Origin of the sequence: Falsiroseomonas oryziterrae (genome assembly GCF_021864505.1) — a bacterium.
Taxonomy (GTDB): Bacteria; Pseudomonadota; Alphaproteobacteria; order Acetobacterales; family Acetobacteraceae; genus Falsiroseomonas; species Falsiroseomonas oryziterrae.
Window position 1 is genome coordinate 1 of sequence record NZ_JAKJIB010000601.1, and the last position, 1,108, is coordinate 1,108.

Genomic DNA, 1,108 nt, shown 5'->3' on the forward strand with positions numbered 1-1,108 from the left:
TGGCGGAGGCCGAGGCCGCCGGGCTGCCCGCGACGCGCCGGGCGGCGGGCGGCCAGCCGGGGCGGGAGGTGGCGGTGCATGTCGCCGACACGCTCGGCGAGCTCGGCCTGTTCTACAGGGTCGCGCACGCGGCCCTGGTCGGCGGGTCGCTGGTGCCGCATGGCGGGCAGAACCCGCTGGAGCCGGCGCGGCTCGGCTGCCCCATCCTGTTCGGCCCGAACATGTGGAATTTCGAGGAGCCGGTGCGCCGGCTGCTGGAGGCCGGGGGGGCGGTCCCGGTGCCCTCCGCCGCCGCGCTGGCGCCGGCGGTGCGCGGCGTGCTATCCGATCCGGACCGGGCGCGGTCCTTGACCGAGGCCGCCGCGACGGTCGCCGATGGCCATGCCGGCTTGCCGGACCGGGTGGCCGGGGCGCTGCTGGATCTGTTGCCGCCGGTGGCGGCGGTCCCTGCCGAGGCCGGGGCCTGACAGGGCAGCCAACGACAACGCGTTGAGACGACGAGGTTGGATGCGGGCACCCGGGTTCTGGACGGGCGGCAGCGGGGGGATCGCGCCCCTGCTCCTCTCTCCCTTCTCCGCCATCTACGCCGGCGCCACGGCGCGGCGGATGTCGCGCACGGGCTGGAAGGCCCCGGTGCCGGTGATCTGCTGCGGCAACGCGACCGCGGGCGGGGCGGGCAAGACGACGGTCGCGCGCGACCTTGGCCGGCGGCTGGCCGATCGCGGGGTGGCGGCGCATTTCCTGCTGCGGGGCTACGGGGGCACGCTGAAGGGCCCGGCGCGCGTGGATCCGGAGGCGCATGACAGCACCCAGGTCGGCGACGAGGCGCTGCTGCTGGCGGAGGTTCGCCCGACCTGGGTCTCGGCCGACCGCGGCGCGGGCGGGCGCGCGGCGGTGGAGGCCGGGGCGCAGGCCATCGTCATGGATGACGGGCTGCAGAACCCGACGCTCGAGAAGGACCTCTCGCTGCTGGTGATCGACGGCAGCTTCGGCTTCGGCAACGGGCGGGTGATCCCCGCCGGGCCGCTGCGCGAGCCGGTGGCGCGCGCCGCGTCGCGCTGCCGGGCGGCGGTGCTGATCGGCGGCGACGAATGCGGCGCCCTGGAGC

2 protein-coding genes are annotated in these 1,108 nt (G+C 76.9%); both read left to right on the plus strand.

The window, feature by feature from the left end; genetic code table 11:
• A partial coding sequence (locus L2I40_RS23515) for a 3-deoxy-D-manno-octulosonic acid transferase (RefSeq protein WP_372491114.1) occupies positions 1 to 467 on the plus strand: 467 nt, incomplete at its 5' end.
• A gap of 40 nt (positions 468 to 507) precedes the next feature.
• A partial coding sequence (gene lpxK, locus L2I40_RS23520; RefSeq protein WP_237217772.1) for a tetraacyldisaccharide 4'-kinase occupies positions 508 to 1,108 on the plus strand: 601 nt, incomplete at its 3' end.